Genomic DNA, 2,535 nt, shown 5'->3' with positions numbered 1-2,535 from the left:
TGCCCTATATCGTGGTGGTGGTCGACGAGATGGCCGACCTGATGCTGGTGGCGGGCAAGGACATCGAGGCGGCGATCCAGCGACTGGCGCAGATGGCGCGCGCCGCCGGCATCCACCTGATCATGGCGACCCAGCGGCCGTCGGTGGACGTCATCACCGGCACGATCAAGGCCAACTTCCCGACCCGCATCAGCTTCCAGGTCACCAGCAAGATCGACAGCCGCACCATCCTGGGCGAACAGGGCGCCGAACAGCTGCTCGGCCAGGGCGACATGCTCTACATGGCCGGCGGCGGCCGGATCACCCGCGTCCACGGGCCGTTCGTCTCCGACGAGGAGGTCGAGGAAGTCGTGCGCCACCTGAAGGAGCAAGGGACGCCCGACTACCTGCATTCCATCACGGAAGACGACGACCACAACGGCGACGACGAGGCCGAAGCCCCCTCCCCCACCCCGGAAGAAGGTGCGGCACCGTTCACCGGCAGCGACGACGAACTGTACGAACATGCCGTCGCCCTGGTAACCCGCGAGCGCAAGGCATCGGTCAGCTTCATCCAGCGCTGCCTGCAGATCGGCTACAACAGGTCGGCCCGGCTGGTGGACCGGATGGAAGCGGAGGGCATAGTCAGCTCGGCAAACCACGTGGGCAAACGTGAAGTACTGGTATCATCACGCAGCGAAGCTTTTAGCCGTGATGGTGAATGATTAACTTTTGCTGCAGTTGCGAACAAGAGTTCGCTGGTATGACCAATTACGAAGCCCAAGATAGATGGGATTTTTTCGATCTTCGATAAAAGTTATGGGCCAATTATTCTGGCCCAGCCTTGGATTTTACTCTCGAAAACATCATGAACATCAGGTAACATTAACATCACAAAGGTGTAAAGCGCCGGTAAGGTGAGAGCGCTATAACATAATCGACTGCGCCACCAAGGGGAGAGACGCCATGATCGGCAATGAACGTCAGGAGCCTACGCTGGACGATTTGTTGAACGACCCCATCGTCCAGATCCTCATGCGCCGCGATGCGGTAGAGCGTTGGAAGCTTGAAGAGATGATCGCTCGCGTCCGCCGGAACCGGCGCGCCGAGGCTGATCGCCTAGCCGCCTGACCGTCCTGCACTATCGTTTTCGTCCAATCAGGGGCATGGGCCGCTGACCTCCAGGTCAGCGGCCCATTTCAATTCCGACCCCGGCGGCAGGCGCCGGCGGGTGGGCCGGCTTCGGCTCCGAAGGGAAGATCTCAAGGCCGGACGGGAGGTCAATGGCTGAAACCTGTCCGCCCGCCAGAAGCAGCGATGCGGCGTCCAGGGTGGCGCGAACGGCGTCGTTGCCATAGGGCTTCATGAGAACGCCCAGGGCGGCGTCTGGCGCCTGCCGAGCCCTTTCCGGATGTTCGGTGACGAACAGGGACGTCAGGCCGTGATGCTTCCTCATGCCGCGCGCCGCGGCAATCCCGCTGCCTCCGAGGCCGAGGTCTATGTCCATCAGCGTCAGGTCCGGCGTGTGGGCACGGGCGAGATCCATGGCGGCACGAACGGTGACCGCATGGCCGACGACTTCGTGTCCGGCGCCCTCCACCATCATGGCCAACCCGGCAGCCAGCATCCGGTCGTCTTCAACGATCAAAATCCGCATTGCGGGCCTCCCCTGCTGTTCGCTCGTGATCTGTTTGCTCGTGGTCCATGGATTTAGCTGGCCGGTCGCCCGTTCCCAGGTCTCGGGACCGTAAGTCTGGCTCCATATGCGGAAGAGTCGCCAGGTCGCCCTCCCGGACGTTCGGGCGGATGGTGCCATCGGCCAGCATCACGTCGTATTTGGGCTGGCCCTCGAACGTGCGGCCGACGATCCGGCCGGTCTGCTTTTCGTATTCAACCCACGTGCCCAACTTCAGCATCGCGTTTTCCCCGGCGCGTGCATCGGGTCCTCTCCCCGTCTCCAACGGCTGAAAGGGTGCGGGATTACCGGGTGAAAGAGTTGGTCAATAAAGAGGTATTCAGTGCTTAAGGCGGTTGTGCCGGCCCTTCCGGGACGGTTCTGCCGTCGAATATATTCAACAGAGCGATGTTTATTATTTTCAACACTAGGTCCGATGGGCGGCTGTACCGGACCAGCCTCATGTCAGGCGGGTTGGAAAAATGTCAAAAGCAGGCGAATTGACGGAGAGACGCAGTCAGGGAATAGCTCACATCGAAAAAGTTTCGCCAGCGGCTTATGAAATATCGTCATGATGCAAGTGCGATGCTGCGATATCGCAATCCGGTGAGCGCTGCGATTTCGCAGCCAGGTAAATGCGGTCGCTCGCTACGTTACGGTTGTCAGGATTTTAATCAGCGACGTTCTTGGTAGGCTAGTTTTCTTTAAATAGGTAAATAGAGCTGTTAACCTGATGTTAAATCAATAACAGCATTGCGCCGTGGGCTCGTAAGGCTTGTTGCGTCCGCTCACACTTTCCTGGTCTTCCGCCAAGCGAGTCGCTATATCGTTGCCTCGTCCGCAGGCTGAATTGCCTGCCCAGGGCAGCGATGTGCGCCAAG

4 protein-coding genes are annotated in these 2,535 nt (G+C 59.8%); 2 read left to right on the top strand and 2 right to left on the bottom strand.

Going from position 1 to position 2,535, the window contains the following annotated elements:
* Together AC5JJ6_RS08795 and AC5JJ6_RS08790 are read left to right on the top strand one after the other, a co-directional pair.
* The coding region (locus AC5JJ6_RS08795) for a DNA translocase FtsK (RefSeq protein ID WP_496041672.1) at positions 1-704 on the top strand (704 nt) is incomplete at its 5' end.
* Positions 705-945: 241 nt separating this feature from the next.
* Positions 946-1,110, top strand: coding sequence for a hypothetical protein (locus tag AC5JJ6_RS08790; protein WP_496041671.1), 165 nt, complete (start codon positions 946-948; stop codon positions 1,108-1,110).
* 55 nt (positions 1,111-1,165) lie between these two features.
* Here the strand turns inward: AC5JJ6_RS08790 and AC5JJ6_RS08785 are convergent, their stop codons facing one another.
* On the bottom strand, positions 1,166-1,636 hold the full coding sequence (locus AC5JJ6_RS08785) for a response regulator (RefSeq protein WP_496041670.1): 471 nt from the start codon (positions 1,634-1,636) through the stop codon (positions 1,166-1,168).
* Positions 1,617-1,895, bottom strand: a complete 279-nt coding sequence (locus tag AC5JJ6_RS08780; protein ID WP_496041669.1) for a hypothetical protein — start codon at positions 1,893-1,895, stop codon at positions 1,617-1,619. Before AC5JJ6_RS08780 ends, AC5JJ6_RS08785 begins: the two co-directional genes overlap by 20 nt.
* Positions 1,896-2,535: the final 640 nt, after the last annotated feature.

The sequence above is a fragment of the Skermanella sp. genome (assembly GCF_059503625.1).
The sequence above is the reverse complement of the archived record's forward strand: the minus strand, read 5'-3'. Positions and strand labels throughout refer to the sequence as shown.

Excerpts from the sequence above, each read along its gene's own strand:
- AC5JJ6_RS08790 (WP_496041671.1), top strand. The coding sequence starts at position 946 with ATGATCGGCAATGAACGTCAGGAGCCTACGCTGGACGATTTGTTGAAC.
- AC5JJ6_RS08785 (WP_496041670.1), bottom strand. The coding sequence starts at position 1,636 with ATGCGGATTTTGATCGTTGAAGACGACCGGATGCTGGCTGCCGGGTTG.
- AC5JJ6_RS08780 (WP_496041669.1), bottom strand. The coding sequence starts at position 1,895 with ATGCTGAAGTTGGGCACGTGGGTTGAATACGAAAAGCAGACCGGCCGG.